Origin of the sequence: Buttiauxella sp. B2, assembly GCF_006376615.1 — a bacterium.
Classification (GTDB): Bacteria; Pseudomonadota; Gammaproteobacteria; order Enterobacterales; family Enterobacteriaceae; genus Buttiauxella.
Genome location: NZ_VEXQ01000001.1, coordinates 31,951 through 58,854, shown reverse-complemented (window position 1 = coordinate 58,854; position 26,904 = coordinate 31,951). Strand labels below are relative to the sequence as shown.

The following is a 26,904-nucleotide window of genomic DNA, read 5'->3' as shown; positions in this document are numbered from 1 at the left end:
AGACCTGTTACTCAGGCCTGGCGCAAGAACAAATAACTTACTTATCTTCCTTCTTTCCCGCCAGATTCAGCGTTGGCGTCTCATCAAAGAAGTTCCATGGTTTAAGCAGCGCGTGAACCCACTCTGTAGGCATGATTGGCCACTCTTCTGCACGAGCAACGTGGGTAGTACCGGTTGTCATCCAGACCACGTCATCACTGTTATCCAGTGACTGGTTATCTTTGGTGTAGGCACCAAGTCCGGTATCGTGTGCTGAACGGTTTGGATATTTGCCTTCCGGATAACGTTCGTCCGGGTTGTAGCGCGTTACCCACAATTGTTTATCCATAAAGCTTAGACGATGATAAATCCACTCGTCAGGGGCAAATTTCGCGCCAGTTGCCACCGGATGCGTGCCACCCGCATAAGGGATGATTTGATAGGAAACCGGGTTGCCCATCTTGTTCTCTTTCGTGGTATTGCTCAGCAAGCGAATAGTGCTTGGGTCAAATTTCTGCGCAGCTTCTTGTTCGGTACTGATGTCGTACTGTTTAATTTGCATGGTACTGGTGCGTGGGCCGCCAGCGGTATTTGGTTTCACTTCCGGATCCAGGGCAACCAATTTGTTGTTTTCACCATCCACATCCATATCAAGACGGAAGTTATAGATATGTTGGTGCGTAGTGCCAACGATATTGTGGTCGATTAACGTACCGTAGCGCGTGTCATCTTTGGCTGTCTCATCGTGCATGGTTTTCGCTTTTACGCCTTTCACCGCTTCAATACCGGTTGCGCCAGCATCAATACCGATGGTGCCATTCTGATGGAATACCCAGTCGAAGATGTAATCATAGTTACCCACGGTGCTAATCCAGCGCACCACTAATTCGCGGCGTTCGGTGCTGATATTTGGCTGGCCCATTTCCTGATGCTTGTACTCAGGTCCTGCGTAGCGTTCAAAAATAGCAACTGCGTGCGCAATTGTGGTTGGTTTGCCGGTGTAATCAGCGATGGTTTCATCCAGCAGCACTGCGTTGCCCGGCGCATCTTTGCCGCGAGCAATAGGGGATGTCAGCGTGCCCATACCGTAATCACCTGCATCCAGATAGGCTTTGAAATACCAGCCAACGTCCGGGTCGCCATAAGGCACAATCATGCCGCCGAGCGACCCTTCGTACATCACTTTGCGTTTGTTGCCGTTGTCGTTATACGTCACGGTCGAGAGAATTGGACCGACGCGCGAATTCAAACGCAGGTGGAAATCCCAGTTCTGCCAGTGAATGGTATCGCCCGTAATGGTGTAGTTTTTGCCTTCTGGCTCGATAATTTCCAACGGTTTAACTAACGGAGCTTTGCGGTCACGGCCATCAAACGGGCGTGGGTTCATCGGCACCGGTATCACCTGACCTTCTTCAATCTTGATGATTTTCTTCTGTTCGAGGTCAACAACCGCCACCAGGTTTTCAATCGGATGCGCCCAGTAGTTACCGTCGCCGGTGTTGAGGTAACTCACCACTTTAAGCAATCGCTGGTTCTGTTCCAGCCCGTCTTTACCATCGAAATAGCCAACGGTAAGCGGGGTGGTAACAACTTTAGTTGGGTCGTCCACACCATGTTTTTTCAGCGCGTCGGCATACTCTTTGCTGTTGTTGATGATTGTTTGCACACTGACAAAATCATCAATCAGAACCATGCCGTGCGCGCCTTCAATCGGTTTCCAGGAAACAACCTTCCCAGCGCTCAAATCCACTACGCCTTCGACGATATGAATACCGTCGAGCATAATGACATCCGCCATACGAGGTGCCGTCACAGCCTGGCCTGTCATCACAAACTGCCACACCTGATCTTTGGGCGGTTCATGCAACGATATTTCAGTAAAGCGGGTACCCGGTTTATAATCTGGTGCCGTTTGAATAATTTTTACCGCGTTGGATATTTCATCTGAGGTTAATGAATTAAGCGGGTGCGGTTTTTTCTCAACAGCGAAGGTTTGATCAAGCCCGGACTGGAAAACTTCGTTAATAAAGTCTTCAGAAATATAAGCGGTTTTATTTTTGAAGATAACCGGCACCTGCAACTGCAATGTTTTGCCGTTAACCATCGCCGATTTACTATTCGGTTTTACTTTTACAAAGGCACCGTCTTTGACGATGGTGAACATCTGCGCGTAATCATCCCATTGCACATCGGCACCAAATTCATTCAGTGTTTTTTCCATCGGCACCATATGTGCTTCACCGCCGTGGGCGAAAGCTGCAGAGGAGGTCAGGAGTGCAATTGCTAAAGCCAGCGCTTTCTTTCCAGTTATTAAATTCATGAAATTCTCACTTTAGGATGTTTTATTGTTGTGTGGTTTATAAACAGGAATGAATTCAACATAACAACTTCTGCGGCAAGATATATTGTGCTGCTTGCCAATCTCTTTGCTGGTTTTGCCAAATTAATAACAACACCCTCTTCCTGAAGAAGAGGGTTGGAATGCGGGGGAAGTTAAGCGCCAAAATCCCCGTGCTTACGTGCAACCAAAGTCAAAATGGAATACAACGCCACAGACTGGTTTTCCTGATTCATCACTTCTACCGCCCATTCCACAACGCCGACGGGTTTATCTTGCGCAGTTTTTTGTGGTTTGGCGGTTTTGCGTTTGCATGTCAGACGCACTTGCAGGGTATCGCCGATTTTCACCGGTTCGATAAAGCGCAGGTTTTCCATACCATAGTTGGCGATAACCGGCCCAACACCTGGGTCGACAAATAATCCTGCCGCGGCAGAAACAACAAAATAACCATGCGCCACGCGTTCACCGAAGAACGAATCTGCCGCACCAATTTTATCGACATGCGCGTAGAAGTGGTCACCGCTCAAATTGGCGAAATTCACAATATCGGCTTCGGTGATGGTGCGGCGTGCCGTCAGTAAGCTTTCGCCAATTTGCAGATCTTCAAAATGTTTGCGGAATGGGTGAACCGGATTTTCTTGTACCGCCGCGCCGTAACTCCACTGCTTGCTAACGGCGGCCAGCATCGAAGGGCTGCCCTGAATAGCGGTGCGCTGCATGTAATGCTTAACCGCTCGTAGCCCGCCAAGTTCTTCACCACCACCCGCACGCCCTGGGCCGCCGTGAACCAGCATCGGCAATGGTGAACCATGTCCGGTAGATTCCACCGATGATTCCTGGTTCAGCACCTGGATTCGCCCATGGGCGCGGCCTGCGCCGAGAATAAACTGGCGCGCAATGTCGCCACTTGCCGTTACCAGCGTCCCCGCAAGGCTTCCCTGGCCCGCTCGCGCCAGCTCCATTGCATGTTCGGCATGCTGATAAGGCATTACCGTGGCGACAGGGCCGAAAGCTTCGAGTTCATGAACTGCACTCGTTTCATCTGGCTGTTGGCAAAGCAACAATGTTGGCGGGAAGAACGCGCCAGCGCGTGAAGTATCTGCTTTACCGCCAATAACAACTTTGCAGCCTGCGGCAATCAACTGATCGACTTTTTGCTGCACATCATCACGCTGCTCAATGCTCACCAGCGCGCCCATTTTCACGCCTTCCAATGCTGGGTCACCGGGCTGGATTTTTTCAAGCTTCGCTTTTAGCGCCTGCACCACATTTTCGAGCTGCGCCTGTGGGACGATGATGCGGCGAATAGCAGTACATTTTTGTCCGGATTTTGCCGTCATTTCACGCACTACTTCACGGATAAACAGAGCGAACTCTGGTTGTTCCGGCGAGACATCTTCACCAAGCACGCAACAGTTAAGAGAATCGGCTTCCATGGTGAACGGCACAGAGCGGGCAACAATATTTGAGTGACAGCGTAACTTTTGCCCGGTACTGGCGGAACCGGTAAACGTCACCACATCTTGCTCATCGAGCAGGTCAAACAGGTTGCCTACGCCACCACAAATCAGGCTGATTGCACCTTGCGGAACGAGGCCTGAATCGACAATTGATTTCACCATCGCTTGTGTCACTTGTGCACTTGCGGTGCCGGGTTTGATAATGGCAGGCATTCCAGCAAGCCATGTTGGTGCGAGCTTTTCCAGCATTCCCCAGCAAGGGAAGTTAAAGGCATTGATGTGTAGCGCCATACCGGATTTAGACGTCAGCACATGGCGAGCGGCAAATCCACCTTGCTTAGACAGCGGGATCATTTCGTCTTCAGGCCACAGCACGTCATCTGGAAGTTCGCGGTTTCCCATACCGGCATAAGCGAACAGGGTGCCGATACCCCCTTCGATATCGACCCAACTGTCTGCGCGGGTTGCACCTGTCTGTGCAGAAATCTCATAAAACGATTCTTTGTTAGCCAGCAGATGTTTTGCCACCGCTTTTAGCATGGCTGCGCGTTGCACGAAGGTCAGGGCGCGTAAGGCTTTACCGCCATTTTCAATTGCATAGCGCTTCGCCTGCGCCATATCCAACCCTTCGCTGGTTACCTGGTACAACACGTCTCCGGTAATCGCATGATTTATCGTACGTTCTTTACCGTGGCCCATCACCCAACTACCTGCCAGATAACTTGTTAACTGTTGCATCTCACACCTCACTAAGCATTACGTTTAATGTCATCAATGTTTGATTTGTGAATCATAAAAAGCAAGGTGTAATTTAATAATTTATTAACAATGTGATTCACTGCCTTTATGGCTTTTTTGTTATTGATATGAAAAGTAACATTTATTTAAAATTTATCGTGATAACGCTCACAAAGCACGCGTGTTAATTTTGCTGTTTTAGTTAACTTATCTGTAACTTTTAATCATTAAGTGATTCGCATGATCGTGTTTTGCGAATATAATTTGAATCATAAAGAGTGACGCCATGACTGAACAACACCGATTTGATGAGCGAATCGCACAAGAAATCGCGATTGAACCGCAGGACTGGATGCCGGACGAATACCGTAAGACGTTGATTCGCCAAATAGGGCAGCACGCTCATTCCGAAATTGTCGGCATGTTGCCGGAGGGAAACTGGCTGGCGCGTGCACCGAGCCTGAAACGCAAAGCCATTTTGCTGGCAAAGGTGCAAGACGAAGCCGGACACGGCCTGTATCTCTATAGCGCTGCGGAAACGCTGGGCTGCGCGCGGGAAGACATCTACCAGAAGATGCTAGACGGCAAAATGAAATACTCCTCAATCTTTAACTACCCAACACTCAACTGGGCAGATATTGGCGTGATCGGCTGGTTGGTCGATGGGGCCGCGATTGTTAACCAGGTCGCGTTGTGCCGTACCTCTTACGGCCCATATGCCCGTGCCATGGTGAAAATCTGCAAAGAAGAGAGCTTCCATCAGCGCCAGGGTTTTGAAGCTTGCACCGTGCTGGCCGCAGGCTGCGAAGAACAGCGCCAAATGTTGCAAGACGCCATCAATCGTTTTTGGTGGCCTTCGCTAATGATGTTTGGCCCGAACGACGACAACTCTCCAAACAGTGCCAAAAGCCTGGCCTGGAAAATCAAACGCCACGGCAACGACGAACTGCGCCAGCGCTTTGTGGACAACACCGTGCCGCAAGTCGAAATGCTCGGCATGACCGTACCGGATAAAGATCTCTTCTTTAACGAAGCCACCGGTCATTACGAATTTGGCGAAATTGACTGGCTCGAACTTAACGAAGTGATTGCCGGACGCGGGCTGTGCAACGAAGAACGCCTGGCTGCCAAACGCAAAGCCTGGGACGAAGGTACGTGGGTACGCGAAGCCGCCCTGGCTTACGGCGAAAAACAACAAGCCCGCAAAGTGGCGTGAAGGAGAAGAAAATGAGCAATGTTCACTGGCCGTTATACGAAGTCTTTATCCGCAGCAAACAGGGGCTTTCGCATCGTCATGTTGGCAGCCTGCACGCCACCGACGAACAAATGGCGCTGGAAAATGCCCGCGATGCCTACACCCGCCGGGCCGAGGGTTGCTCGATTTGGGTAGTAAAAGCGAGCGAGATTGTGGCCTCACAACCCGAGGAACGCGGTGCGTTCTTCGACCCGGCAGATAGCAAAATCTATCGCCATCCAACGTTCTACACCATCCCTGATGGCATCGAGCATATGTGAGGTGTGAAATGACTTATTCCCCGTTAACCACTTACACCTTACGACTTGGCGACACTTGCCTTGTTTTGGCTCAGCGCCTGACTGGCTGGTGCGGACATGCGCCGGAGCTGGAAATTGACCTGGCGTTGGCGAACATCGGCCTGGATTTACTCGGACAGGCGCGCAACTTCCTGGCTTATGCCGCGCATTTGCAGGGCGAACACCTCGACGAAGACCAGCTGGCTTATGGCCGCGACGAACGGCAGTACCATAATCTGCTGCTTGCTGAGCAGCCCAATGGTGATTTTGCCGACACCATGATGCGCCAGTATTTGCTTGATGCCTGGCATGTCGAACTGTTCAGCCGTCTTTCGCAAAGCAGTGACTCACAACTGGCGGCGATTGCTGCAAAAGCGCTGAAAGAAGTGCGTTACCACTTACGTTTTAGCCGCGGTTGGTTAGTTCGTTTGGGCGATGGCAATGAACTTTCCCAACAAAAAATGCAAAGCTCGCTGAACAAACTTTGGCGTTTCAGCGGCGAAATGTTCCATGCCGACGAGCTGGAAATCAGCCTTGCGGAGCAGGGAATTGCTGTCGACCCACGCACGATGCGTACCGCCTGGGAAGCAGAAGTCTTTAGCGGTTTGCTTGAAGCTACGCTGGTAAAACCTACGCAAGCGCAATACCGCACTGGCGGTAAACAGGGGTTACATACCGAACACCTCGGCCCGTTGCTGGCGGAAATGCAGTATCTGCAACGCGCTTACCCTAATCAGCAGTGGTAGTGAGGTAAATATGCAAACTCTCGATGTGGTTGAACCGGCACAAATCCGCGATGTATGGCGCATTCTCGGGCAAATCAGTGACCCGGAAATTCCGGTGCTGACCATCACCGATCTCGGCATGGTGCGCAGCGTTCGCCATCGTGAAGACGGCTGGCACATCGGGTTTACTCCCACGTATTCCGGCTGTCCGGCGACTGATTTTCTGCTGACGGCTATCCGTGACGCGATGGAAGAAGCGCAACTGGGTCCGGTGCATATCGAACAGATGCTCCACCCAGCCTGGACCACGGACTGGATGACGCCTGCGGCCAGGACACGGCTGCGTGAATACGGTATCAGCCCGCCGCAAGGACATGCCTGCAATGCAACATCGGCAAATGTCGACGTGGTATGCCCGCGCTGTGGCAGTTTGCATACTTCGCTTATCAGCGAATTCGGTTCCACGGCCTGCAAAGCGCTTTATCGCTGCGGCAGCTGCCGTGAACCCTTTGATTACTTTAAATGTATTTGAGGTTGCCATGACGACGTTTCATTCGCTAAAGGTGGCTCGTATTGAACAGGAAACTGCGGAAGCAGTCGCCATCACTTTCGAAGTGCCCAAAGATTTGCAGGCGCATTATGCGTTTAAGCCCGGCCAGCATTTGACCCTGAAAACTCGATTGGGCGGGGAAGAATTACGCCGTTGTTATTCTATTTGCCGTGCTGAACAGCCGGGTGAAATTTGTGTGGCGGTGAAAGCCATCGAAGGCGGGCGCTTTTCGCATTATGCAGTGACGGATTTGATTGCTGGCATGGCGATGGACGTGATGATTCCGCAGGGAACTTTTGGTTACCAACCGCAGCCTGAAACCGCCGGAAACTATCTGGCGCTGGCAGTGGGTTCCGGAATAACGCCTATGCTGGCGATTGTCAGCGCAACACTTGCCACTGAATTACAAAGCCGCGTGACGCTAGTTTATGGCAACCGTAGTAGCCGCAGCATGATGTTCCGCCAGGCACTGGCTGATTTAAAAGACTGCTACCCACAACGCCTACAGCTTATTTATCTGTTCAGCCAGGAAGTGCAGGAAAGTGAACTGTTGAGTGGGCGGCTCGACGGCGCGAAAGTTAAAGCGCTAGGCGACAATCTTCTCGACCTCACAGGCTTTAACCGCACGTTTATTTGCGGCCCACAAAGCATGATGCAGGAAACCGAAGCCGCACTGCTGGAAATGGGTGTGGCGCAGCAAAATATCTTCATCGAGCATTTTAATACGCCAGGCACTGCACCGAGTCGCCGCAGCCGTGAGCAGGCAGCCGGAAAAGTAGTGACGCTGCGCCAGGACGGACGTGATCGCAAGATAACCCTGGATTCGCAAGACGAAAGTATTCTGGATGCAGCTTTGCGCCAGGGCGCGGATTTACCGTATGCCTGCAAAGGCGGCGTCTGCGCCACTTGTCGTTGCAAAGTACTGAGCGGCGAAGTGGAAATGGGCGTCAATTACAGCCTCGAGGCGGATCAACTGGCAGCGGGTTATATCCTCAGTTGCCAGGCATTGCCAAAAGGCAATGACGTGGTGCTCGACTTTGACGCACAGGGGCTGTGATGAGCGAACTGATGATTGACCAGACCCAGCGCATTTTGACTCTGACATTAAATCGTCCGGCTGCTCGCAACGCCCTGAATAACGCGCTGCTGGAGCAAATTGCTCAGACGCTTGAGTCTGCACAAAAAGATGAAAGCGTTGGCGCGGTGGTTATCACCGGTAATGAGCGATTTTTTGCAGCTGGAGCTGATCTTAAAGAGATGGCGAGCCGCGATATGCCCGCCACGCTCAATGACCCACGCCCGCAACTCTGGGCGCGTATCGAACGATTTAACAAACCTTTACTGGCGGCAGTGAATGGCTATGCGCTAGGTGCGGGATGCGAACTCGCCATGCTGTGCGATATCACGCTCGCGGGCGACAACGCACGCTTCGGCCTACCGGAAATCACACTTGGCATTATGCCTGGCGCTGGCGGCACGCAACGTTTAATTCGCAGCGTCGGAAAAGCGCTGGCCTACCGGATGGTACTGACAGGTGAAGCTATCACCGCACAACAGGCGCAACAGGCGGGACTGGTTGCAGAAGTTTGCCCTGCGACACTGACGCTGGAATACACCCAGAAACTGGCAGCACGTATCGCACAACATGCACCGCTGGCTTTGCAGGCGGCGAAAACGGCATTGCGCCAGGCTCATGAGCTTTCTCTTAGCCAGGGCTTACAGCATGAGCGGCAGTTATTCACGCTGCTTGCTGCCACCGAAGATCGTCAGGAAGGCATTGCTGCGTTCCTGGAAAAACGACCCGCTGCGTTTAAAGGACGATAACCATGAATTTTATTCTTAGTGATGTGCAAAACGGCGTGATGACGCTGACCTTAAATCGCCCGGAACGCCTGAACAGTTTTAACGACGAAATGCACCGCCAACTGGCGCAAGTGCTGACTCAGGCTGAGCGCGATGACACCATTCGTTGCCTGCTGATTACCGGTGCGGGACGTGCATTTTGTGCGGGGCAGGATTTAAACGATCGTAACGTTGACCCGACCGGAGCCGCGCCTGATTTAGGTGCTTCGGTTGAGAATTTTTATAACCCGCTGATTAAACGCCTGGCGGCACTACCAAAACCGGTTATTGCCGCGGTTAATGGTGTGGCAGCCGGAGCTGGTGCTACGCTGGCGTTGGGTTGCGATATGGTTATTGCCGCACGTTCGGTAAATTTCATTATGTCCTTTAGCAAGTTAGGGCTGGTTCCTGACTGTGGCGGAACTTGGTTCCTGCCGCGCCTTGCCGGGCGTGCTCGCGCAACGGGGCTTGCACTAATGGGTGACAAACTCAGCGCGGAACAGGCCCAGCAGTGGGGCATGATTTGGCAGGTAGTGGATGACGAAGCGTTAACTGACACCGCACGCCAGCTCGCCACACATTTTGCCAGCCAGCCTACGTTTGGCCTTGGTCTGGTGAAGAAAGCACTGTACGCCTCAGAAACCAACACGCTCGACGCTCAGCTTGATCTGGAGCGAGACTACCAGCGTCTTGCCGGACGCAGCGAAGACTATCGCGAAGGGGTATCGGCATTTCTGGCTAAACGCCCTCCGGTGTTTCAGGGGAAATGATGATGCTAACTCCACATTCAGTTATCGCCGTGATAGGCAGCGGAACCATGGGCGCAGGCATTGCGCAGGTTGCCGCGCAGGCTGGGCATCCGGTCAAAATTTATGACATTCAGCCGGGTGCTGCTACCCGCGCTATTGACGGCATTGCTGCCGCTCTGAGCGCTCGTGTGGCAAAGGGTAAAATTTCCGCATCTGAGAAAAGTGCTGTTGTCAGCCGTTTAACCGCGGCGCACGCGCTCAGCGAACTCGCTGATGCGGCGTTGGTGATTGAAGCCGCCGCCGAGCAAATCGACATTAAACAGGCCATTTTCCGCGACCTGGCAGCCATCTGCCCGCCGGATGCGATATTCGCTAGCAACACCTCGTCTATTTCTATTACGGCGATTGCCAGCGGTGTTCCGCAGCCAGAGCGCGTTGTCGGGTTGCATTTCTTCAATCCCGCGCCAGTAATGAAACTACTTGAAGTGGTGAGCGGGCTGGAAACCGCACCTGCCGTACTGGAAAGCCTGACTACGCTGGCATTGCGCTGGGGAAAACAGCCAGTGCGCTGCCATTCCACACCTGGATTTATTGTGAACCGTGTAGCACGTCCTTTTTACGCCGAAGCGTGGCGAGCATTGGAAGAAAATGTTGCGCCTGCGGGAGTGATTGATGCGGCGTTGCGTGACTGCGGTGGCTTCCCAATGGGACCGCTGGCGTTGACGGATCTTATCGGCCAGGACGTGAACTTTGCCGTTACTTGTTCCGTGTTCAACGGTTTTTGGCAGGAGCGCCGTTTTCTGCCCTCTCTTATTCAGCAAGAACTGGTGCTCGGCAAGCGTTTGGGCAAGAAAACTGGGCAGGGGATTTACCGTTGGCCACTCAACGAAACCCTGCCTTACGAACCAGCAGCGCCTGGCAATTCTGAGGCGAAGCACATTAAGTTTCACGGTCGAGCTGCATGGCTGAATAATCCAAATTCAAGTGACGGTGTCACTGATTCATATCTGGAGCTGGATGACGTGCTGGTTCAAGTCACGCAAGGCGAAAGGGCAACGCAGTTGGCTAAACGCCTGCAACGCCCGGTTGTTCTGCTTGATTTAGTGAACGATTGGCAGCGCTCGCCACTCGTTGTGCTGGCAGCGGCTGCGGGTAACACGGTTGAACAAACTGCGAAAGTGATTCGTTTCTTCCAGCAACAAGGCAAACAGGTGCTGACGATTAATGACTACCCTGGAATGTTGGTATGGCGCACCGTGGCAATGCTTGCCAATGAAGCAACGGACGCGGCGCAAAAAGGTGTCGCCAGCGAACAGGACATTGATACTGCGATGCGCCTGGGGGTGAATTATCCGCGCGGCCCACTGGCCTGGGGGGCTGAACTCGGTTGGCAGCAAGTGCTGCGACTGCTAGAAAACTTACAACAACATTACGGTGAAGAACGTTATCGCCCAACGTCAATGCTACGCCAACGCACGCTACTGGAGACTCAACATGAGCATTAATGCATGGGCAAACGCTCGAGAAATGTACGCTCGCGATAACTGTGCGCAGCAAATGGGCATTGAGATCCAGGAGATGGGCGATGGTTTTGCACGCCTGACGATGACCATCACCGAAGCAATGTTAAACGGCCACCAGACCTGCCATGGCGGGCAACTTTTTACTCTTGCAGATACTGCATTTGCCTACGCCTGCAATAGCCAGGGGCTGGCTGCGGTAGCGTCCGGTTGCAGCATCGATTTTGTGCGTCCAGGTGCTGCTGGTGACACGCTGACTGCGATTGCGCAAGTGCGTACACAGGGGCGCCAGACTGGTGTGTATGACATTGAAATCATTAATCAGAATGAAAAAACGGTCGCTCTGTTTCGTGGGCGTTCGCACCGTATCGGCACGACAGTATCAGGAGCCAAACTATGAATGATGCATTTATCTGTGACGGTGTGCGCACGCCAATTGGCCGCTACGGCGGGGTGTTTTCTTCCGTACGGCCTGACGACCTGGCTGCCATCCCGCTCAAAGAACTGATGGCGCGTTACCCGCAGCTTGACTGGAGTGCAGTGGACGATGTGATCCTCGGTTGCGCTAACCAGGCGGGTGAAGATAACCGTAACGTTGCACGGATGGCGACACTGCTTGCCGGCCTGCCACAGACAATTTCAGGCACCACGATAAACCGTTTATGCGGCTCCGGTCTGGATGCGTTAGGTATGGCGGCGCGGGCAATTAAAGCAGGTGATGCTGAGTTGATGATTGCAGGCGGCGTAGAGTCGATGACGCGTGCACCATTTGTAATGGGCAAGGCCAGTACACCTTTTCAGCGCCAGACCGAGATGTTCGATACCACCATCGGCTGGCGTTTTGTGAACCCGCTCATGGCTGAACACTTTGGTACTGACAGCATGCCCGAAACGGCAGAGAATGTAGCTGAGTTGTTAAATATAAGTCGTGCCGATCAAGATGCCTTTGCCTGGCGTAGCCAGCAGCGCACCGAACAAGCGCGAAAGAGCGGTGTGCTGGCACAAGAAATTGTTGCGGTAACGTTAAAAGGTAAAAAGGGCGCGGTGACCGAGATTCGCGAAGACGAACATCCTCGTCCTGAAACTACCTTAGAACAACTCAATGGGTTAAAAGCGCCGTTCCGTACTCACGGTGTGATTACCGCAGGAAATGCATCTGGAGTGAATGACGGCGCAGCAGCGTTGATTATCGCCAGTGCAAATGCTGCGAAACGCCATGGGCTGACACCAAAAGCACGCATTGTAGCAATGGCGACGGCGGGTGTTGAACCTCGGCTGATGGGGCTTGGGCCAGTTCCTGCCACGCGCAAGGTGCTGGAGATTGCAGGACTTTCCATCAACGATATGGATGTTATCGAACTGAACGAAGCCTTTGCCGCGCAAGCGCTGGGTGTATTACGACAGTTGGGGCTGCCTGACGACGCCCAACATGTTAATCCCAACGGCGGCGCTATTGCTTTAGGCCATCCGCTGGGGATGAGTGGAGCCCGACTGGCGCTGGCCGCCAGCCACGAACTGCATCGCCGCAAGGGACGTTTCGCTCTTTGTACGATGTGTATCGGTGTTGGCCAGGGCATTGCCCTGATCCTTGAGCGTGTGAGCTAATCAAACCTGCGAGTACCCTATAATGATAACCTCTACTATAAAGCTGGAACCGATTGAAACAGCATCAATTGATGAGCTGCAGGCCTTACAAACGCAGCGCATGAAATGGACGCTTAATCACGCCTATAGCAACGTGCCGATGTACAAACGCAAGTTTGACGCGGTGGGCGTGCATCCTGATGATTTTAAAGAGCTGAAAGATATTCGCCTCTTTCCTTGCACCACGAAACAAGACTTGCGCGACAACTATCCGTTCGACACATTTGCCGTGCCGATGGAACAAATTGTGCGTATCCATGCTTCATCCGGCACTACCGGGAAACCAACGGTGGTGGGATACACGCAAAAAGACATAGATACATGGGCCGATATTGTCGCCCGTTCCCTGCGTGCCGCAGGTGGCACGGCGAAAGATAAAATCCATGTTGCTTATGGTTACGGGCTGTTTACTGGCGGGCTGGGTGCGCATTATGGCGCAGAACGTTTGGGTGCAACGGTCATTCCGATGTCCGGCGGGCAAACTGAGAAACAAGCGCAGCTAATTCGCGATTTCCAACCGGATATGATCATGGTCACACCGTCCTGGTGCCTGAATCTTATTGAAGAACTGGAACGCCAGATGGGCGGAGATGCGCGCAATTGTTCGCTGCGCGTCGGTGTATTTGGTGCAGAACCCTGGACTCACGCTATGCGTCGGGAAATAGAACGCCGCCTGGGGATTACCGCGTTGGATATTTATGGCCTGTCTGAAGTGATGGGACCTGGGGTCGCAATGGAGTGTCTGGAAACGACTGACGGACCGACTATCTGGGAAGATCATTTCTATCCAGAAATTGTTAATCCGATAAGCGGCACGCCGTTGGATGATGGCGAGCAAGGCGAGTTGCTGTTCACTACGCTAACCAAAGAAGCGCTGCCGGTGATTCGTTACCGCACCCGCGACTTGACGCGTTTGTTACCGGGAACCGCACGTACCATGCGCCGAATGGACCGGATTACCGGGCGTTCAGACGATATGCTCATCATTCGTGGTGTGAATGTGTTCCCGTCACAGCTTGAAGAAGAGATTGTGAAATTCGAACATCTTGCGCCGCATTATCAACTAGAAGTGCATCGCGACGGCCATCTCGATACGCTTTCTGTGAAGGTAGAATTAAAAGAGAGCAGCCTGTATCTGAGCCATGAACAACGTTGTTCCGTTTGTCATCAACTGCGACACAGAATTAAGTCGATGGTTGGGATTTCAACGGATATCAGCATTGTGAACTGCGGTAGCCTGCCACGTTCAGAAGGGAAAGCGATTCGCGTGAGTGATTTGCGCTCGGCCGCTAATCAATAAACAAAGTGGCGGATGCCGTTTATGCGCATCCGCCCTACGTAATACTTCATATAAATTGATTCTGCCGAAATTGTGAATCGTATTGTTAATGACATGATTTTTATTATCTTTGTTGTGCTATGTTTTGGACATGAACGTTAAAACGGAATTTCTGGCGGATGATGAACAACAAACTGGAACAATTTATTCAGCAGGCAGTTAGCGCCGTTCCCATCAGCGGAACGTCGTTAATTGTCTCTTTATACGGCGATGCGCTGGCGCATCGTGGTGGTGAAATCTGGCTGGGTAGCCTTGCGGCTATGTTGGAATCCCTCGGTTTTGGCGAACGTTTCGTTCGAACTTCGCTGTTCAGACTCAATAAAGAAGGCTGGCTTGACGTTGAACGCGTAGGGCGGCGCAGCTTTTATCGTCTGACAGAAATGGGGCAGCGCATGACTCGTCGTGCGGAAGCCAAAATCTATCGCGCAGGCCAGCCAGAATGGGACGGAAAGTGGCTGCTTTTGCTCTCAGAAGGGCTCGAGAAAAGCACGCTACAGCAGGTGAAAAAACAACTTATCTGGCAGGGGTTCGGCACACTTGCGCCAAGCCTGATGGCGTCACCATCGCAAAATCTTGCTGACGTACAGAACCTGCTGCATGAAGCCGGCGTAGCAGATAACGTGATTTGTTTTGAGGCCAGCTCACCGCTTCAGGCTTCGAAAACTGCGCTAAAAGCCCGAGTGGAAGAGTGTTGGTTACTCGCCGATAAAAATGAGCGTTATGGTGAGTTTATAAATTCCTTCCGCCCGTTGCTTCCAATATTGCGTGAAGCAGACAAAAGCGAGCTGACACCGCTGCGGTGTTTCCAGATTCAGCTTCTGCTGATCCATTTCTATCGCCGCGTGGTGCTCAAAGATCCTCTGCTTCCCGATGAATTGTTACCACCACACTGGCAAGGGCAAAGTGCTCGCCAGTTGTGCATTAATATCTATCAACGCGTGGCACCGGGTGCACTGGAGTTTGTCACGGAACATGGTGAAACCTCGGTGGGTGATTTGCCACAACCGGGAAGCGGCTATTTCCAGCGTTTTGGTGGACACAGCTTGAACCTATAAGGATAAATTATGCCTGTATATCAAATTGATGGACTGACGCCCGTGGTTCCGGAAGACAGTTATGTACATCCCACGGCCGTATTGATTGGTGATGTGATTATTGGCCATCGTGTTTATATCGGCCCAAATGCGTGTTTACGCGGTGATTTCGGGCGCATCATCGTCAAAGATGGCGCCAACGTTCAGGATAATTGTGTGATGCACGGATTCCCTGAGCAGGATACTGTCGTCGAGGAAGATGGGCATATCGGACACGGTGCAATTTTGCACGGTTGTTTAATTGGAAAAAATGCGCTGGTCGGCATGAATGCTGTGATCCTCGACGCGGCCCAAATAGGTGAGAACAGTATCGTCGGCGCGACGGCATTTGTTAAAGCTCGAGCTGAGTTTGGCGCAAATCTGATGATCCTCGGCAGCCCGGCAAAAGCGGTGCGTGAGTTACGCCCGGATGAGATTGAGTGGAAGAAGAAGGGCACTCGCGAATATCAAGAATTAGTTATCCGCTGCCAGCAAACGATGCATCAGGTGGAGCCGCTACGTGAAGCGGAAGCAAACCGCCATGAAAAAATCATGGGTAGTGGTCATCAGCCAAAATCCCAATAGTTATTGGTTGGGGATTTACCATAAATCCCCAATGCTTACTGCCAACGCTTGCGATACTCACCAGGTGAAATACCAAAACGCATTTTAAACGCCGTCGAAAAGTGGCTATGGTCTGTAAATCCCCAGTTATAGCCAATTCCTGCCAGCTTTTCTGTCGAGCTTACCGTGCGTAACGCTTGCGCGCATAAATCCAGACGGCGATTCTTAATATATTGCGCCACGACCAGACCTTTATCTGCAAACATGCGATACAGACTGCGAACAGACATACCCGCTTCAAAGGCTATCCACTCCGGGCGTAGCTCCTCAGACTGAATGTTGTTATCAATCAGACCCATCACGCGCTCAAGCTGCTTATCACGTTTGGATGGAAGGGCGTCGCGCACCTGTAACACCGGACGCAACAGGCAAATGATAGCTTCAAGCGCAGCTTCGCTTTCGCAGGCACTGAGAGTGGGATTTTTCATGCTTTCATGCAACAGCCGCTGGCTCATTTTCACCACTGGCATTTCAGCATTAAGCCGATAGGCGCAGGGCAATTCACCAGACCGGCGGTTTTGTTCAAGCAAATGGCGCGGAACCAGTAGCGAGATTTGCTTGGCACGTTGCGAATAAGTAATGCTACATGGGCGTGATGCATCTATCAGCGTAATATCCCCCCCGCGAATAACTGCCTGATTACTCCCTTGTTCGAGTACGGACTCGCCGTCTAGCTGAAAAACTGCGTAAAACCAGGCATCATTGCCGCGAGCGACTTCATGCTGGGTGCGGAACAGGCGAGCGTGGGCAATATCCACCACGCTCAACTTCATGGCATTAGCATGGTATTCCTGCAAACTACCCTGAAACCCACCATCCAAAAGCTGCCCGGCGAAAGGGCCGCAGGCGCGGTTGATGTGCTCCATCCAGTTCTCAAAACGCTCGTTATTTGCCGATTCTGCCATTGTCCACCTCACCCATTGCACCGACGGTGCCACATGTTAATTCATTGTTACAGCTTGCGCGATACGGGAGAAGCTCTTCGCGTCTGGTATAGGAATTCACTATAGATAAATACCGCATGAAAACGGCGAGCTTTGTCGCCAATTGTGTGGGCTGTCACAGGGAACAAAGCAATTGTCAGGCAGAGAAAAACCTTTTGCGCCGCCAGACCCTAGACTTCAGGTAAGGCTTATGGCCATTACGATGATAAGGAGAAAGTATGTCTGCTAACAATGTTGCTGTTCTTGAGTCGGTTCAACGTTTTTTGGCGCGTCACCACGGGTTGTATATCGACGGAAACTGGCAGCCATCGGGTTCTTCATCTCGCCTGAGTGTCTTTAACCCAGCGGACGGACAACAAATTGCGACCAGTGCTGATGCCGACGAAGCCGATGTGGATAAAGCGGTTACGTCTGCCTGGCGTGCTTTCACCAGCGGTGTGTGGGCCAATATGCTGCCAGCTGGACGCGAGCGAATCCTGCTGAAATTTGCCGATTTGGTTGAGCAAAATGCCGAAGAACTGGCACAACTTGAAACGCTGGAGCAGGGTAAGTCCATCAACATTTCCCGCGCATTTGAAGTCGGCTGTGCGCTTAACTGGATGCGTTACACCGCAGGGCTTACCACAAAAATAAGCGGGCGTACGTTGGATGTTTCCATCCCAATGCCTGAAGGAGCGCGTTATCAGGCCTGGACAAGAAAAGAACCGGTCGGTGTCGTGGCAGGGATTGTACCGTGGAATTTCCCGTTGCTGATTGGGATGTGGAAAGTGATGCCCGCACTGGCGGCTGGCTGTTCCATTGTGGTGAAACCCTCAGAAACCACACCGCTGACTTTGTTGCGCGTCGCAGAATTAGCCAGCGAAGCCGGTGTGCCAGATGGCGTCTTTAATGTTGTTACCGGCAGCGGTGCGCAATGTGGACGAGCGCTCACGCAACATCCACTGGTCGCCAAAGTAAGTTTTACCGGGTCAACTGCCACAGGGAAAGGGATTGCTCGGGCAGCGGCAGAGCGTTTAACGCATGTCACTCTGGAGTTGGGCGGTAAAAACCCGGCCATTGTGCTTAAAGATGCAGACCCGGCAATGGTGATTGAAGGATTGATGGCTGGCAGCTTCCTGAACCAGGGGCAAGTGTGCGCGGCAAGCTCACGCATTTATATTGAAGCACCGCTGTTTGACACACTCGTGAGCGGATTTGAGCAAGCAGTGAAATCACTTTCTGTTGGGGCGGGCATGGATACCGGCGCGCAGATTAACCCATTAGTTTCTAAAGCCCATCAGCAAAAAGTCGCCAGTTATCTGGATGATGCACATCGCCATCATGCGGAACTGATTACCGGCAACACAGTTCCAAACGGTGAGGGTTATTACATCGCGCCAACGCTGGTCGTGAACCCTTCAGCGGAGTTGCGTCTTAATCATGAAGAAGTGTTTGGCCCGATTGTTAATCTGGTGCGGGTAAAAGACGCAGAAGAGGCGCTTCATCTGGCTAATGACACGGACTATGGTTTAACCGCAAGCCTGTGGACCAATAATTTGCAAGCCGCGATGAGCTATACATCGCGTATTCAGGCGGGTACCGTTTGGGTTAACAGCCATACGCTTATCGATGCCAATATGCCATTTGGCGGTATGAAGCAGTCGGGTTCAGGCAGAGATTTTGGCCCAGACTGGCTGGATGCTTACACAGAAACGAAATCTATTTGCGTGCGTTACTAGACCTTCACATTTCCTTCTCATGAATATAAAACAACCAGTGTTGGTTGTTTTATATTCTATCCTTAGAGCTTAATCAAAATGCTCGATATCCCACATGAGAAGGAAAGTCATCATGAGCGCAGAAATAAAAGGGGGGATTGATATTGCTGTCAAAGTCCCCTCACACCAATATCAACAAACGCTTAATTTTTACCGTAATGTTATTGGACTCGAAGAGATTACGGACAAACCACCTGCAACCGGATTTGTATTTGGCCCAAACCGGTTGTGGATTGATGAAGCGCCAGGCCTAAGTCAGGCCGAGGTATGGCTTGAGTTGTTCACATCCAATTTCAAATTGGCTGAAAAACATGTTGAGGAGAGCGGGGTTACCCGCTGTGATACTGTCGAGCCATTACCAGAAGGTTTTAAAGGGGGATGGATCATGAGCCCTTGCAGTATTGTGCATATGCTACGAGAACCGGAAGCCTGGTGAGTTAATATCTGTGATAAATATATTTATGCGTGCAGTTAAAAAGCGCCCCCATGATTTTACGGGGGCGTTGTATTTAGCGATAGTGGTGATAATACCCATGGTGATGGTGATGCCCATCTCTATAAATACAGCCTGACAGGCTCAGAGCAATTAATAGACTACTGATAATCAATAATAATTTCTTCATATACAGATACCGTTATTCACTATTAACATTACCAGTAATTATCGGCTGATATAATTTCATAACAACCAGAATAAGCTCAAATTCTGGCTCTTCACATTTTCCTCAATATTGTTTATTAAACATTCATGATGTGAATTTTTATTTTATTAAATAAGATTCTACTGATAATAAACTGAACGGCAGGATCAATCTAATATAAAGGGTAGGGGATAAATGTACCGTGAAGCGAAGCCGCAGCGTGAATTCTACAGCACAATGATACTGCTAGTTTTGTAGAATTCACGTAGCGTCGCTAAAATAGAAAAATCACTTAAATTACATTGCGTTAGTTTAAATGATGTCGTTCTTAGCTGCCCCAGCGGGTTCGAAGGTAGCTGACCGCCTCCCGAGTCTGAGGCTGGTTGAGATAATCCTCTCTGAACAGAATAGTCCCGTCAATTTGCGGTATGGAATCATTCAAATCGAGCTGTTTTTTCAATTCTGGCACACCGCCTTGTATCATCCAGTCCGGCTCATTCTTCGCAGGAACGCCCACTTTATACAGTGCCACTCCTATATATAGACGCGTGTTTGTGGGCTTAACCACATCCGCCCACCATTTTGCGAGCACATCATAACGGGCCGAATCGCGAGAGAAGGGCCAGTATATCTGCGGTGCAATGTAATCCAGCAAACCTTGTTGCACCCAACGGCGGGTATCGGCAAAAGATTCATCGTAGGCCGCAGCCCCGCGTGTATCAGAACCAGCTTCATCGAATGAACGGTTACGCCATACGCCGGCAGGGCTTACTCCAAATTCGACACCAGGTTTTAACCGTTTGATAGTATGGGAAACTTGTTGAATAAGCTGCTCAGTATTGTGTCGCCGCCAGTCTGCTTTTGAGGCAAAGTCTTGACCATACTTCTTGTAAGTCTGGTTATCGTTCAGGGCCGAGCCTGGAGATTCCGCGTAGAAGTAATCGTCAAACTGTATGCCATCAACCGGGTAACTCGAAACGACCTCGGCAACGATACTCGTTATCCAGTCCCGTACCTCTGGGATACCAGGGTCGAGGACAAATCGATTGCCAGCGGTGCGGATCCAGTCACGGTGTAGCACAAATACGCTGGCAGGATGCAGTGATAAAGTCCGGTTCAATTCCGCAACGGTCCCAGGTGTGGTATTAACCGAAACGCGATAAGGGTTCAGCCACGCATGGACTTTCATGCCACGTTTGTGCGCCTCATCGAGCATAAACTGGAGCGGATCGTAACCAGGATACTCGCCAATATTCCCGGTCATCATATCTGACCAGGGCAGAATTTTAGATGACCAAAGAGCGGTACCGTCTGGTTTAACCTGGAAAAACACGGTGTTGATACCGAGGCTTTTCATGTTATCCAATTTATCGGTTAGCGCTTTCTTTTGCATGCTGATGCGAGTGGACGGATTACTGACATTGACAGATGACACCGGCGGCCAGTCAAGACGCGAAACAGTTGTCAGCCAGACACCCCGAACCGGTTCCTGATTCTGCTGAGATTTAGGTTGGGGCGATGGTGTGACGAGCGATTTCGGTGGTTTGCTGGCACAACTAGCAAGTAAAAAGGCTACGGTAATAAAAATGCCTGATCTTTTCATTTTAGATACACACTGAAAGCAAAACGGTTGATGGTGTGCCCCAGTTTTTCTGATAGTCGCCTGAGAAGAATCATTCTCTTATTATTCAAATTTAAGTCAACTCGTTAAGTACTTAGTGGACGATTCAAGCCGGGTTCTAACCAAATCGTGAGCTATAACCCTGTATAAAAATGCGGAACGTGGTTAATAGATAACTTCGCCCGAGGAAAGGCTTAGCCAACAGGATGCACTATGGAAAATTACGCGAACATAAGCGGTGATTCACAAGTTGTTAGTTTCCAGATTGATGCCAACTCGATCAAAGTCCGTTTCAAAAACAATCACGTGTATCTCTACGATCTTCGCCACCCAGGACCTGAGCATCTGGAAAAGATGAAAGAGTTAGCGCGAGCTGGATGGGGCCTGAATACTTATATAGAAAGTGAAGTGAAATCCGATTATTCATCAAAAGTGTTTTAACTCGCAATACGGAACTGGGGCGACTGTAAGCCAGCGATCTCCAGTTCCGTATTGTTGAGAAGCTATACAACAATGCGTGATGACAATTGGATGTGGCAATGGGCGAGGTGAGTTAGCCGGGTTAGTTTCTATGGTGGTTTTCGGGTTTCGTATGTTGATAGACTATTTAACTTATGTTGTGTGGGAATCTAGTTCATAAGGAAAACTCGCCATATCCTAACTTGGTCATCTTGCCGGACAGGCACTGATTTAGAATATCGTTTAACGCTCAGAAAAGAGAAATGGCGTTAATGCTAGATATTATCACTTTTACTGCATACCAAGCTAGGAATGCTCGAGTCGGCAACGTTACTTATCAAGTAGCTGCCCTCCAGGACTCTCTGCAATTTAAACATGCGATGTGCTTGCTTGGTTTTGGCCCCGAACATGTGGGAAATAATGTCATTCGGTGTATTGTCGTGTTCAGAGATAATTATACCTGTAGTTTGCATGTAATATGTTTTGTCTGCTAAAGACATATTATTGTAACCAAAATTTGTTGTTCGTGACAGAGTGTATGTTTTGTCGCCACGTATTACATTGCCGGATATACGCAAAGTACCCTTGCCCTTTGGTGAAACATGAATAATATATAGGCCGGTGAAGTGAGGTTGCCCTGGGCAATGATCCAAATCGAGGTCTACGATAGCCTCACAGTTAAGACTACTATTCTTAGATAACTCTATGCTGCCTCCAATCAGTAGAGACAGAAAAATAACGGTGAGGGAAATGAGTATTTTTTTCATATTAAAGCTCCTTCCCTTCTGAAGAAAATATGTAATTACTACATGTTTTTGCACTGTCACCACGTGCATCACAGACTGAATAAAGAGTTTGGGTTCGGCTATATCTATGGCCACTCACCAGAGGTTCATCATTGATATACATTAGAATAGCGGTATCCTTACCACATTGCAGTGATTTTTCCTTGATGAATATGTTGATTTTTGCCAGGTAATCCTGTTTCTCACCTTCACTTAATTGCTTGAAACTGTAGATGCTACAGCCGTCTATTAGATGTAGATAGATAGGGTGGGCACTTATTCTTTCATTTATCAGGAGGCGTGAAGTTAATACTGCTCCTATGGCAGAAGCAATGAGTAATATACTCAAGAGGATCCAACCAAACACTTTCATAGTGGGTGGTTTTATATAATACTCATGATCATCTTGTGAATTTTCAGGTACGGTTTTAAACTTGGGGATCTGTATTTCATGGTCCGGGTTATATTCCTCATCATCGATATTGTTTTCAGTGTCAGGCCTATCATCAACATAGATAATACTAATGTCTGGGTTGACCATAAAGCCCACTTTAGGAACAGTGATAATAAGGTCTTCGTCTAGTCCCAAATGGTTAAATGCCTTACGCAACAGACTAACATATTGTGTCAAGCTACTGTTTGAAGAAATTAAACCAAAGTCTTCCCAAATCGATTTAAATAATATCTCCCGGGAAACTGTTCTTCCTTGCTCTTGGACTAAAAGAGCTAGAATTCGCCAGGATTGATTGGTGATTTTGATATCAGTGGAACCAGGTGGTTCCATTTTTAACCGTATACCACTCTCATCGGCTAGGATGAGGTCGTTTATCAAAAATGCCATGCAGGAATATCGCCGTTATGTTTTATTTTTAAAGGTATTCCTTGTGCTACGTGGAATAAATGTGCCCACTGCGGGACTATTCTTCCTTAGGAAGACCCCTATTTTACATGTGTTGAAGGAAAACGTCAGGTAATTTACAAAAGCTAATTTGTAAATAATAAAAATGTGTTCCTGTAATACCGATCACAAAAAATGAGGGTTGCGTATTCTGGCGAAGATGAACGGTTATTCCGGGGGAACGTGAACGCGTTATTTCCTAACGCGCCCTAACTTCTTTTTATTACACCAACCGCTCACTTTCAGTCAACCTGTGCCAGTCGTTTTCTCATCGACTCACCTTTCATTTCCAGACGGTGAGAGTTATGCATCAAAGGAGAGACGTTCCTCGATACGTTGTTCATTGTGGGTGACGATCCCCGACGAGTCAGCAGATGGAATGGCCTGAAGCAAGCCCCGGCCAGACCTACTGTCTATGGCATGAGGGATTTGCTGGCACGCTTTGCGCTTTTAACTGACCTGGCGGACTACAATCACGCGATTAAAACCATTCCAGTTGTCAAAGTCAGTCAGTGGGCTCTGGAAGGTAATTCGCTGGATGCCGCCAGCATGGCGGATTTGGCACCGGCCAAACGGTATGCAATAACACTGGCAGTGATCCGGCAACGTCTCGGTGTTGTAACGTATGATTTATGCGATATTTTCTGTAAAAAAATGAATATGGTATCGCGCGCAGCGGAAGCTGAATTACAAAAATATCTTGATGATAATCAGGGGGGAACTGACGAGATACCCCGTCGCTATGCTTTACTTAATGCTGTCCTTGATTCTGCTGAGTCAGAGGACAATCAGTTAAACATTTTTGACAACATCGCGCTTTTCGCCACCATCCATTCATGGAGTGAGTCGAGCAACGGTTTACTGCGTTCCTGCCTGACTGCGAGTCGCTCTGCTTTCGGCCTGCCGCGTATTTCTTCCTCTATAACGTAGAGTTCACCGATACGTTTCAGGGCTTCTTCTGCCGTAACGCCTCCGCTGCTGATATACACGTCATGGATTTTTCTGCGAGCATGAGCCCAGCATGCGGCTTCGATCAACGCGCCACCTTCACGTTCGGCACTGAACAGCCGGTCATAACCGCCGTAAGCATCAGCCTGCAGAACACCTCAATATTGGCGAAGATGCTGTTGCACATGTTTACTCTACCGGTCCGGTGAGAAGGCGAACCAGGCCGCCGGTGGATCTGACGAACCGGCGCTCCTGTCATCGCGAACGTATGTCCAGATGCGGCCCGTTTTCGTCTTTTTCCTGCCCGGAGCCAGCACCGGAAGCGGTGTGTCGTCAGTGTGCAGTTTGCGGCGTAGCGGAACGCGCATCGTCCAGCGGTGCCATTAACCGGCAGCACGCATCCACCCAGTTGGAGAGCAGCGCCCGGCTCAGCAGCCCTGGCCCTGCTATGCCGCGGTCGATGGGACGCGAAGGGGCGGGCGCTTCCACGATGCAGCCACACTCAGGGCAGCAGGTTTCCACCGGCTCAAGTCGGTTTATCTCACGGGGAAGGTTTTCGGGAAATGGCCGGCGATGCCTGGACTGGCGAAGCGGGCGGGGAACCTGCGGGTCATCCACCCGACCGCTGTAGCGATCGTTCTACTGTTCGCGCTGTTTCAGAAGCGTTTCAGCCTCTTTTACCTGCCGGCGAAGCATTTCGGAACAGGTACCGAACAGCATCCGCTGCAGCTTTTCCAACTGCGCTCGCAGGTGCTCTATTTCCCGTTCTTCGTTTTCACTCTTTTCTTCGGCACGGGCCAGCGCCGAGCGGAGGAACGCCTCAGTCTCGGTAACGAGGCTGAGTTGGCTGTTTTTGTGTCGGAGCTTTTCTTCAAGTGCTGCAATACGGGTGAGATAGTCGTGGCCCATGACCCTAGTTATAATGTGGTCATGATGTTTTTACAACATTGTCAGCGAGTTAAGACGTGGTGTTTTGGATTGCCGCCAGTCCAGTTTATCCAGAAGCATGGCAAGCTGTGAGCGGGTTATGGATATTTTACCTTTAGGTGGGCGTCTACGTTATCAGGATAGACAAATGGGCACTGAGTTGACGCTTACCTACATCCTTACGCTTGTCCGATAAGGCTCTAGCACATGATAGCCCGACGATTCTGAGCCGGCCTCAGGGCCTTTGCTTCAATCTTCCCGGAAGTATCTCCTTATCTAAGCCCAGATCTGCAACCTGTCTTTTAACTCGCTGCTCTTCATCCTCAAACTGCCAGAATCACCTTGTTAATCTTCATTTATATTAAATTGTTAAACCTATGAGATTTTTCGATTCTGGGTTTTAAACCTTCAATTGTTTTATTTTTCGATATTTAAATCTATAAATTACTTACTTGTGGGTTTTTTGTTTTGCGTGCAGGCTGTTGCGTTTAGGATTTAGTGGCGGGATAAAGCGTTATGCCTAGCAAGGTGAACGCAAGAATTCGTGCCAATTACAGCATTATTTCTTTTATATGGATGAAGCAAGTTATGAACCTTAAGAAAGCCCTATTAGCAGTAATCGTTTCCTCAGTAGTGTCTATGGGGGCAAACGCCGCGACTGATGAAGGTCACGGAAAAATCACCTTTAAAGGCTCAATCATTGAGGCTGCCTGCTCAATCGACGCCAAAAGTTTGGATCAGTCTATCCAGTTGGGCGCCATCTCCAAGAAACATCTGGGCGGCGGCGGCAAATCTACGCCGGTTCCGTTAAGCATCCAGTTGCATGACTGTGACACCGATACAGCCAAGACGGCGACGGTGACATTTAATGGGACTAAAGGCGATGACAAAGAAGGTCTGAGCAGTGGATTTGCCGTGACTGGCCAGGGTGCAGGTGTAGGCGTGGTTATCACTGATCTGGGCGGTAATGTTATCGCGCCGGGCGGTGCGTCTGAGGTATTCAACATCAACGATGGTGACAACGAGCTGGAGTTCCAGGCGTATGTGCAGGGCGCTTCTGCTTCTGCTTCTGTCATTCCGGGTTCGTTCCAGTCCGTTGCTAATTTCGTAATGTCTTACCAGTAAGTCCTCTATTACAGCAGTGTGGGGCGGAGTGCCCTGCGCTGTTGTAATTCTCTTTCTTTTTGTATTTACGAGGGTAAATACGCGGTGATGAATTTGAAGACTAGCGGGAAGCTGTATTACCTGTTGATAGGGTGGACGCTGTATTTGGGATGGGGGAGTGTTTCCTTGGCCGCAAATCAGGGGAATGGCCGTGTCAGTATGCAAGGCAGCATCATTGATACGGCGTGTGCCATTGACATGGTCAGTCGGTATCAGGTCATCGAAGTAATGACGCTGCCACTGGGACAAATTATGCGCGATGGCCGGGGGGCGAAAGTCCCATTGGGCATCCGGCTGGTGAACTGCACCCTGACACCTTCCAAACCTGGTCAGCCTGATTGGAGCTCATTCGTGGTCACCTTCGATGGGCTTTCTACGCGAGGTAATTTGTTCGGTATAGGCGGTGGGGCAGAAGGCATAGGTATTGAGATCGCCGACGCCAACGGCGTGGTGGCTATACCGGGTGTACCTATGCCCGCCGGCAAACTAAAGGAAGGAAGTATCCAACTGGATTATACGCTGAGCCTGGTTGGGAATAAGGATACGCTGAGGCCTGGTAACTACCAAGCGAGCGTGAGGTTTAAGTTAGATTACTTTTGAGTGTAGGCCTTGCTATGTTTCTATCCAGGCAACGATGCCAATG

24 protein-coding genes and 2 pseudogenes are annotated in these 26,904 nt (G+C 50.4%); 18 read left to right on the top strand and 8 right to left on the bottom strand.

The annotated features are described in order from the left end of the window. Positions 1–37 precede the first annotated feature (37 nt). Both tynA and paaZ read right to left on the bottom strand, forming a co-directional pair. Positions 38–2,299 (bottom strand): primary-amine oxidase, encoded by a 2,262-nt coding sequence (gene tynA, locus FH968_RS00345; RefSeq protein ID WP_139876408.1) that lies wholly within the window; start codon positions 2,297–2,299, stop codon positions 38–40. Positions 2,300–2,472: 173 nt separating this feature from the next. Then, positions 2,473–4,518: a phenylacetic acid degradation bifunctional protein PaaZ gene (paaZ, locus tag FH968_RS00340; protein WP_139876407.1), complete on the bottom strand. Its 2,046-nt coding sequence runs from the start codon at positions 4,516–4,518 to the stop codon at positions 2,473–2,475. 286 nt (positions 4,519–4,804) lie between these two features. Here paaZ and paaA point away from each other — a divergent pair, with 286 nt between their 5' ends. From paaA to paaY, 13 genes are all read left to right on the top strand, one after another. Then, on the top strand, positions 4,805–5,734 hold the full coding sequence (gene paaA / locus FH968_RS00335) for a 1,2-phenylacetyl-CoA epoxidase subunit PaaA (protein ID WP_139876406.1): 930 nt from the start codon (positions 4,805–4,807) through the stop codon (positions 5,732–5,734). 11 nt (positions 5,735–5,745) lie between these two features. After that, positions 5,746–6,033 carry a 1,2-phenylacetyl-CoA epoxidase subunit PaaB gene (paaB, locus tag FH968_RS00330; protein ID WP_139876405.1) on the top strand — a complete coding sequence of 96 codons (288 nt, stop codon included), beginning with the start codon at positions 5,746–5,748 and terminating at the stop codon, positions 6,031–6,033. A gap of 8 nt (positions 6,034–6,041) precedes the next feature. Next, the gene (gene paaC / locus FH968_RS00325) at positions 6,042–6,797 is read left to right on the top strand and encodes a 1,2-phenylacetyl-CoA epoxidase subunit PaaC (RefSeq protein WP_139876404.1); all 756 of its coding nucleotides are present in this window, start codon (positions 6,042–6,044) and stop codon (positions 6,795–6,797) included. Between the two features lie 10 nt (positions 6,798–6,807). Further along, a complete protein-coding gene (gene paaD, locus FH968_RS00320; RefSeq protein ID WP_139876403.1) occupies positions 6,808–7,308 on the top strand; it encodes a 1,2-phenylacetyl-CoA epoxidase subunit PaaD in 501 nt (166 codons plus the stop codon). Positions 7,309–7,315: 7 nt separating this feature from the next. After that, a complete protein-coding gene (paaE, locus tag FH968_RS00315; RefSeq protein ID WP_139876402.1) occupies positions 7,316–8,383 on the top strand; it encodes a 1,2-phenylacetyl-CoA epoxidase subunit PaaE in 1,068 nt (355 codons plus the stop codon). Beyond that, positions 8,383–9,150 (top strand): 2,3-dehydroadipyl-CoA hydratase PaaF, encoded by a 768-nt coding sequence (paaF, locus tag FH968_RS00310; protein ID WP_139876401.1) that lies wholly within the window; start codon positions 8,383–8,385, stop codon positions 9,148–9,150. The genes paaE and paaF overlap by 1 nt, the downstream gene beginning before the upstream one ends. 2 nt (positions 9,151–9,152) lie before the next feature. After that, a complete protein-coding gene (gene paaG / locus FH968_RS00305) occupies positions 9,153–9,938 on the top strand; it encodes a 2-(1,2-epoxy-1,2-dihydrophenyl)acetyl-CoA isomerase PaaG (RefSeq protein ID WP_139876400.1) in 786 nt (261 codons plus the stop codon). Then, the gene (gene paaH, locus FH968_RS00300) at positions 9,938–11,422 is read left to right on the top strand and encodes a 3-hydroxyacyl-CoA dehydrogenase PaaH (protein WP_189388968.1); all 1,485 of its coding nucleotides are present in this window, start codon (positions 9,938–9,940) and stop codon (positions 11,420–11,422) included. The genes paaG and paaH overlap by 1 nt, the downstream gene beginning before the upstream one ends. Further along, positions 11,412–11,837: a hydroxyphenylacetyl-CoA thioesterase PaaI gene (gene paaI, locus FH968_RS00295; protein ID WP_139876399.1), complete on the top strand. Its 426-nt coding sequence runs from the start codon at positions 11,412–11,414 to the stop codon at positions 11,835–11,837. Before paaH ends, paaI begins: the two co-directional genes overlap by 11 nt. Then, positions 11,834–13,042 carry a 3-oxoadipyl-CoA thiolase gene (pcaF, locus tag FH968_RS00290; protein WP_139876398.1) on the top strand — a complete coding sequence of 403 codons (1,209 nt, stop codon included), beginning with the start codon at positions 11,834–11,836 and terminating at the stop codon, positions 13,040–13,042. The genes paaI and pcaF overlap by 4 nt, the downstream gene beginning before the upstream one ends. 22 nt (positions 13,043–13,064) lie before the next feature. Further along, positions 13,065–14,381, top strand: a complete 1,317-nt coding sequence (paaK, locus tag FH968_RS00285) for a phenylacetate--CoA ligase PaaK (protein ID WP_139876397.1) — start codon at positions 13,065–13,067, stop codon at positions 14,379–14,381. A 161-nt stretch (positions 14,382–14,542) separates the two neighbouring features. After that, on the top strand, positions 14,543–15,475 hold the full coding sequence (gene paaX, locus FH968_RS00280) for a phenylacetic acid degradation operon negative regulatory protein PaaX (protein WP_139877178.1): 933 nt from the start codon (positions 14,543–14,545) through the stop codon (positions 15,473–15,475). A 9-nt stretch (positions 15,476–15,484) separates the two neighbouring features. Continuing rightward, the gene (paaY, locus tag FH968_RS00275; protein WP_139876396.1) at positions 15,485–16,078 is read left to right on the top strand and encodes a phenylacetic acid degradation protein PaaY; all 594 of its coding nucleotides are present in this window, start codon (positions 15,485–15,487) and stop codon (positions 16,076–16,078) included. 35 nt (positions 16,079–16,113) lie between these two features. On the opposite strand, the gene feaR is transcribed toward paaY, so the two are convergent. Further along, positions 16,114–17,022: a transcriptional regulator FeaR gene (gene feaR, locus FH968_RS00270; protein WP_139876395.1), complete on the bottom strand. Its 909-nt coding sequence runs from the start codon at positions 17,020–17,022 to the stop codon at positions 16,114–16,116. Between the two features lie 257 nt (positions 17,023–17,279). On the opposite strand from feaR, the gene FH968_RS00265 reads away from it, so the two are divergent. Both FH968_RS00265 and FH968_RS00260 read left to right on the top strand, forming a co-directional pair. Beyond that, complete coding sequence (locus FH968_RS00265) at positions 17,280–18,779, top strand: aldehyde dehydrogenase family protein (protein WP_139876394.1); 1,500 nt, start codon at positions 17,280–17,282, stop codon at positions 18,777–18,779. A 112-nt stretch (positions 18,780–18,891) separates the two neighbouring features. Next, the gene (locus FH968_RS00260) at positions 18,892–19,254 is read left to right on the top strand and encodes a hypothetical protein (protein WP_139876393.1); all 363 of its coding nucleotides are present in this window, start codon (positions 18,892–18,894) and stop codon (positions 19,252–19,254) included. A gap of 533 nt (positions 19,255–19,787) precedes the next feature. On the opposite strand, the gene FH968_RS00255 is transcribed toward FH968_RS00260, so the two are convergent. Next, complete coding sequence (locus FH968_RS00255) at positions 19,788–21,062, bottom strand: glycoside hydrolase family 10 protein (RefSeq protein ID WP_139876392.1); 1,275 nt, start codon at positions 21,060–21,062, stop codon at positions 19,788–19,790. A gap of 231 nt (positions 21,063–21,293) precedes the next feature. Here FH968_RS00255 and FH968_RS00250 point away from each other — a divergent pair, with 231 nt between their 5' ends. Continuing rightward, entirely contained in the window at positions 21,294–21,521 is a 228-nt protein-coding gene (locus FH968_RS00250; protein ID WP_139876391.1) for a hypothetical protein, read from the top strand. 293 nt (positions 21,522–21,814) lie between these two features. On the opposite strand, the gene FH968_RS00245 is transcribed toward FH968_RS00250, so the two are convergent. The 4 genes and pseudogenes from FH968_RS00245 to FH968_RS23780 all read right to left on the bottom strand — a co-directional run. Then, on the bottom strand, positions 21,815–22,306 hold the full coding sequence (locus tag FH968_RS00245; RefSeq protein ID WP_189388915.1) for a hypothetical protein: 492 nt from the start codon (positions 22,304–22,306) through the stop codon (positions 21,815–21,817). A gap of 1 nt (position 22,307) precedes the next feature. Then, positions 22,308–23,165 (bottom strand): transcriptional regulator, encoded by an 858-nt coding sequence (locus FH968_RS00240; RefSeq protein ID WP_139876389.1) that lies wholly within the window; start codon positions 23,163–23,165, stop codon positions 22,308–22,310. Positions 23,166–24,022: 857 nt separating this feature from the next. After that, a pseudogene (locus FH968_RS00230) lies at positions 24,023–25,079 on the bottom strand (transposase); the annotation flags it as partial. Positions 25,080–25,109: 30 nt separating this feature from the next. Then, a pseudogene (locus FH968_RS23780) lies at positions 25,110–25,211 on the bottom strand (IS66 family insertion sequence element accessory protein TnpB); the annotation flags it as partial. A gap of 474 nt (positions 25,212–25,685) precedes the next feature. On the opposite strand from FH968_RS23780, the gene FH968_RS00220 reads away from it, so the two are divergent. Beyond that, positions 25,686–26,222, top strand: coding sequence for a fimbrial protein (locus tag FH968_RS00220; protein ID WP_139876388.1), 537 nt, complete (start codon positions 25,686–25,688; stop codon positions 26,220–26,222). Between the two features lie 198 nt (positions 26,223–26,420). Further along, the gene (locus tag FH968_RS00215; RefSeq protein WP_223271252.1) at positions 26,421–26,861 is read left to right on the top strand and encodes a fimbrial protein; all 441 of its coding nucleotides are present in this window, start codon (positions 26,421–26,423) and stop codon (positions 26,859–26,861) included. Positions 26,862–26,904 lie beyond the last annotated feature (43 nt).

Bases quoted from the DNA above. Each gene is read 5' to 3' on its own strand.
- tynA (WP_139876408.1), bottom strand. From the start codon at position 2,299: ATGAATTTAATAACTGGAAAGAAAGCGCTGGCTTTAGCAATTGCACTC.
- paaF (WP_139876401.1), top strand. From the start codon at position 8,383: ATGAGCGAACTGATGATTGACCAGACCCAGCGCATTTTGACTCTGACA.
- paaD (WP_139876403.1), top strand. From the start codon at position 6,808: ATGCAAACTCTCGATGTGGTTGAACCGGCACAAATCCGCGATGTATGG.
- FH968_RS00260 (WP_139876393.1), top strand. From the start codon at position 18,892: ATGAGCGCAGAAATAAAAGGGGGGATTGATATTGCTGTCAAAGTCCCC.
- paaI (WP_139876399.1), top strand. From the start codon at position 11,412: ATGAGCATTAATGCATGGGCAAACGCTCGAGAAATGTACGCTCGCGAT.
- paaY (WP_139876396.1), top strand. From the start codon at position 15,485: ATGCCTGTATATCAAATTGATGGACTGACGCCCGTGGTTCCGGAAGAC.
- paaK (WP_139876397.1), top strand. From the start codon at position 13,065: ATGATAACCTCTACTATAAAGCTGGAACCGATTGAAACAGCATCAATT.
- paaH (WP_189388968.1), top strand. From the start codon at position 9,938: ATGATGCTAACTCCACATTCAGTTATCGCCGTGATAGGCAGCGGAACC.
- FH968_RS00215 (WP_223271252.1), top strand. From the start codon at position 26,421: ATGCAAGGCAGCATCATTGATACGGCGTGTGCCATTGACATGGTCAGT.
- paaE (WP_139876402.1), top strand. From the start codon at position 7,316: ATGACGACGTTTCATTCGCTAAAGGTGGCTCGTATTGAACAGGAAACT.
- paaZ (WP_139876407.1), bottom strand. From the start codon at position 4,518: ATGCAACAGTTAACAAGTTATCTGGCAGGTAGTTGGGTGATGGGCCAC.
- FH968_RS00250 (WP_139876391.1), top strand. From the start codon at position 21,294: ATGGAAAATTACGCGAACATAAGCGGTGATTCACAAGTTGTTAGTTTC.
- FH968_RS00265 (WP_139876394.1), top strand. From the start codon at position 17,280: ATGTCTGCTAACAATGTTGCTGTTCTTGAGTCGGTTCAACGTTTTTTG.
- paaC (WP_139876404.1), top strand. From the start codon at position 6,042: ATGACTTATTCCCCGTTAACCACTTACACCTTACGACTTGGCGACACT.
- feaR (WP_139876395.1), bottom strand. From the start codon at position 17,022: ATGGCAGAATCGGCAAATAACGAGCGTTTTGAGAACTGGATGGAGCAC.
- paaA (WP_139876406.1), top strand. From the start codon at position 4,805: ATGACTGAACAACACCGATTTGATGAGCGAATCGCACAAGAAATCGCG.
- FH968_RS00240 (WP_139876389.1), bottom strand. From the start codon at position 23,165: ATGGCATTTTTGATAAACGACCTCATCCTAGCCGATGAGAGTGGTATA.
- FH968_RS00245 (WP_189388915.1), bottom strand. From the start codon at position 22,306: ATGAAAAAAATACTCATTTCCCTCACCGTTATTTTTCTGTCTCTACTG.
- FH968_RS00255 (WP_139876392.1), bottom strand. From the start codon at position 21,062: ATGAAAAGATCAGGCATTTTTATTACCGTAGCCTTTTTACTTGCTAGT.
- paaX (WP_139877178.1), top strand. From the start codon at position 14,543: ATGAACAACAAACTGGAACAATTTATTCAGCAGGCAGTTAGCGCCGTT.
- paaB (WP_139876405.1), top strand. From the start codon at position 5,746: ATGAGCAATGTTCACTGGCCGTTATACGAAGTCTTTATCCGCAGCAAA.
- FH968_RS00220 (WP_139876388.1), top strand. From the start codon at position 25,686: ATGAACCTTAAGAAAGCCCTATTAGCAGTAATCGTTTCCTCAGTAGTG.
- pcaF (WP_139876398.1), top strand. From the start codon at position 11,834: ATGAATGATGCATTTATCTGTGACGGTGTGCGCACGCCAATTGGCCGC.
- paaG (WP_139876400.1), top strand. From the start codon at position 9,153: ATGAATTTTATTCTTAGTGATGTGCAAAACGGCGTGATGACGCTGACC.